This window comes from Desulfovulcanus ferrireducens, from assembly GCF_018704065.1.
Classification (GTDB): Bacteria; Desulfobacterota; Desulfovibrionia; order Desulfovibrionales; family Desulfonatronovibrionaceae; genus Desulfovulcanus; species Desulfovulcanus ferrireducens.
Genome location: NZ_JAGUQP010000053.1, coordinates 1 through 3,748, shown reverse-complemented (window position 1 = coordinate 3,748; position 3,748 = coordinate 1). Strand labels below are relative to the sequence as shown.

Annotated in this window: 3 protein-coding genes; all 3 read left to right on the top strand. The window is 51.0% G+C overall.

Translation table 11 applies throughout. The features are described from left to right. The gene (gene nifE / locus KFV02_RS11300; protein ID WP_252381657.1) at positions 1-1,374 is read left to right on the top strand and encodes a nitrogenase iron-molybdenum cofactor biosynthesis protein NifE; all 1,374 of its coding nucleotides are present in this window, start codon (positions 1-3) and stop codon (positions 1,372-1,374) included. Then, positions 1,367-2,800 carry a nitrogenase component 1 gene (locus tag KFV02_RS11295; protein ID WP_252381656.1) on the top strand — a complete coding sequence of 478 codons (1,434 nt, stop codon included), beginning with the start codon at positions 1,367-1,369 and terminating at the stop codon, positions 2,798-2,800. Before nifE ends, KFV02_RS11295 begins: the two co-directional genes overlap by 8 nt. 13 nt (positions 2,801-2,813) lie before the next feature. Next, a partial coding sequence (nifB, locus tag KFV02_RS11290) for a nitrogenase cofactor biosynthesis protein NifB (RefSeq protein ID WP_252381655.1) occupies positions 2,814-3,748 on the top strand: 935 nt, incomplete at its 3' end.

Here is a 3,748-nt window from a genome sequence, read left to right as displayed (position 1 = left end):
ATGAAGACAGCAGTTATTTTTGAAGAACGCAAGGACCAGATATACCGCAAAGGTGAGCAGCCTTTTGAGCTTGCCTGTAACAGAGAGAGCCTGGCGGGAGCGGTGAGTCAGAGGGCGTGCGTGTTTTGCGGCTCGCGCGTTGTCCTTTATCCCATTGCCGATGCCTTGCACCTGGTTCATGGTCCGATCGGCTGCGCGGTCTATACATGGGATATCCGTGGTGCGCTTTCCTCCGGGCCTGAGCTTCACCGTTTGAGCTTTTCCACAGATCTCCAGGAAGAAGACGTTATTTTTGGTGGGGAAAAGAAGCTCGAAGCAGCGCTGAATGAACTGATTGAGCGCTACCAGCCAAGGGCAGCCTTTGTTTACTCTACCTGCATCGTGGGTATCATAGGCGATGACCTGGCAGGGGTTTGCAAGAAGGTTGAGGCTGAAAAGGGCATTCCGGTTATTCCTGTACAGTCTGAGGGGTTCAAGGGGAATAAGCGGGCTGGTTACGAGGCAGCCTGCAAGGCGATGTTCCGGTTGGTTGGCACGGGCGATACTACCGGCATCAGCCCGGTGAGCCTGAATATTCTGGGTGACTTTAATCTGGCCGGGGAGATCTGGATCATCCGCGATTATCTCAAGCGTATGGGTGTTGAAGTCGTGGCTAACATAACCGGAGATGGCCGTATCGCGGACATACAACGGTGTCATGGTGCTGCCCTGAATTTGGTCCAGTGTTCCGGGGCTACCCTGGATTTGGCTAAAATGATGAAAGAGAAATACGGTATTCCGTATATACGTGTTTCCTACTTCGGCATCGAAGATATGGCCGAGTCACTTTACCAGGTAGCCCGCTTTTTTGAGTCCAGGGATCCGGAGATCATGAAGAGAACCGAGGCAGTGGTCAGAGAGGAGCTTGAGGAACTCCATCCCAAACTTGTGGAGTTCAGAAAGGACCTGGAAGGGAAGAAGGCAGCCATCTATGTAGGCGGCGCGTTCAAGGCATTTTCTTTGATCAAGGCCTTCCGTCATTTGGGCATGAAAGTAGTGATGGTCGGTTCTCAGACCGGAACCAAGGAAGATTATCGGGAATTGGAGGAGATAACTGATCCGGGTACCATCATCGTGGACGATTCAAATCCTTTAGAACTTTCTGCCTTTATCAAGGAAAAAGACGTGGACATCTTTGTCGGCGGTGTCAAGGAGCGCCCCATAGCCTACAAATTGGGAGTTGGATTCTGCGACCACAATCACGAGCGTAAGATAGCTCTGGAAGGGTTTGTAGGGATGTATAATTTTGCCAAGGAAGTTCACTCCACAGTCATTAGCCCGGTGTGGCAGTTTGCCCCCAGGAGGCAGAAACAAAAGGAGGCAGGAAATGAGTGATAATAACCCGGTAACGGTTGTAGAATCTCGGCCCGGTGCTCTTGATACGCGGGTTTCGGCTCGCAAGGCCCGCCCTTCTTACGTCTCCACAACCAATGCATGCAAGTTGTGTACTCCCATAGGAGCGGCGCTGGCTTTTCGCGGGATAGAGGGGTGTGTGCCTTTTCTGCATGGGTCACAGGGGTGCGCCACCTATATGAGACGCTATATTATCAGCCATTTTCGCGAGCCCATGGATATTGCCTCATCAAGTCTGGGGGAGAAGCATGCCATCTATGGCGGCGGCCCTAACCTGAAAAAGGGGATATTAAATGTCATGGGGAAATACGGGGCAAAGATCGTAGGGGTCGCCACCACCTGTCTCACCGAGACTATTGGTGATGACGTACCCATGATTTTGAAGGAGTTCAGGCGTGAATTCAGTGACCTTGCCTTGCCGCATATCGTTTTCGCGTCAACCCCAAGTTACTCCGGGACCCACATGGAAGGCTGGCACGCCGCAGTCAGGGCAACAGTAGAGCAACTCGTTACTGATAAAGTCTCAGAGAACGGGACAGTAAACATCATGCCCGGTTTTGTTTCGCCGGCAGACATTCGTTATCTTAAAGAAATAGCAACAGATTTTGGTATTCGCCCGACAATTTTGCCGGATATTTCTGAAACCCTGGATGGTCAGGCTTTGGAAGATTACGAGACCATACCCTCTGGAGGCACATCGCTTGAAGCCATTAGGGAAATGTCCGGGGCCAGCGCTTCAATCGAATTTGGCAGGACCCTTTCTTGTCTAGAAACTGCCGGAAATGTGCTCAAAAAACGTTTCGATATGCCTTTATATCAAATCGGTATGCCAATTGGCCTGCGCGAGACAGACAGATTTTTCCAGGCGCTAGAGGCCATAACCGGCCGTGAGACGCCGCAACTTCATCAGATGGAACGAGGCCGTCTCGTTGATGCCTATATTGATGGCCATAAATATGTTTCCGGTCTGAAAGCTGTGGTTTACGGTGAGGCGGATCTTGTCATCGGCCTGACCTCATTTCTGGTTGAAATCGGGATACGCCCGGTCCTGGTGGCAACAGGGTCCAAGGATAAAGTTTTCAAGCAGGCTATAGAAGAAGTTTGCAAGGGTATTGCACTTGGAGCCTCATTGCCTGCCATCCGTGAAGGAGTGGATTTTTTTGATATCGCCGAGGAAGCAGAAGGCTTGAAGCCGGATATCCTTGTTGGTCACGCCAAGGGTTACAAAATGGCCCGGGAGTGGAATATTCCTCTTGTGCGAGCAGGCTTTCCGAACCACGACCGTTTTGGCGGCCAGCGTATCCTGCACCTGGGTTATCGCGGTGCACAAAGCCTGCTGGACAGGATCATTAACGCCATCATTGAAAAAAAACAGGCAGATTCACCCATTGGTTACTGGTACATCTAAAGGAGAGGAACCCATGGCTATTCCTGAAAAAGACTTAACTCTTCATCCGTGTTTTAATGTCGAAGCAGCGGGAAGCTGCGGACGAGTGCATTTGCCCGTGGCTCCCAAGTGCAATATTATGTGCAACTACTGCAACCGCAAGTACGATTGTGTAAACGAGTCCAGACCTGGGGTAACGAGTGCAGTCCTTACCCCGGCCCAGGCCGTCCGCTACATGGAACAGGTTGTGGAACAAGAGCCGCGCATAACTGTCGCGGGCATTGCTGGCCCCGGCGATCCCCTGGCCAATCCGACCGAGACGCTGGAAACCATGCGCCGTCTCAAAGAGAAATTTCCCGATATCATATTTTGTCTATCCACTAATGGTCTAAACCTGCCCAAATATCTTGATGAGTTGCTTGAGGTCTATGTCTCCCATGTAACTGTCACGGTTAATGCAATCGATCCTGAGATTGGAATGAAGATTTATAAGTGGGTGAGGGACGACAAGATAATCTATCGAGGTTACAAGGCTGCCGAGTTGCTGCTGGAGCGGCAGCTTGCCGGCATTGAAGGTCTAAAGGAACGCGGTGTAATTGTGAAGGTAAATACAATTATTGTTCCGGGGATCAATTCCGGGCATGTTCCGGACATTGCCCGGAAGATGTCCGAGTTGGACGTGGATATCATGAATTGTATCCCCATCTGTCCTGTGGAAGGAACCTCCTTTGCGGATCTGGAAGAGCCGGAAAAAGATGAGGTCAAAAAGATACAGGCTCTGGCCTCAAAGTATTTACCCCAGATGAAGCATTGTCGCCGTTGTCGAGCCGATGCTGTTGGTTTGCTGAACGAAGATCGTTCAAGCGAGCTTAGCTCGTGTCTTAATGCCTGTTCCAAGCTTGTTCTTCCGGTATCCGAGTCCAGGCCTTATGTGGCGGTGGCAACCAGAGAAGGTATGCTTGTGAACCA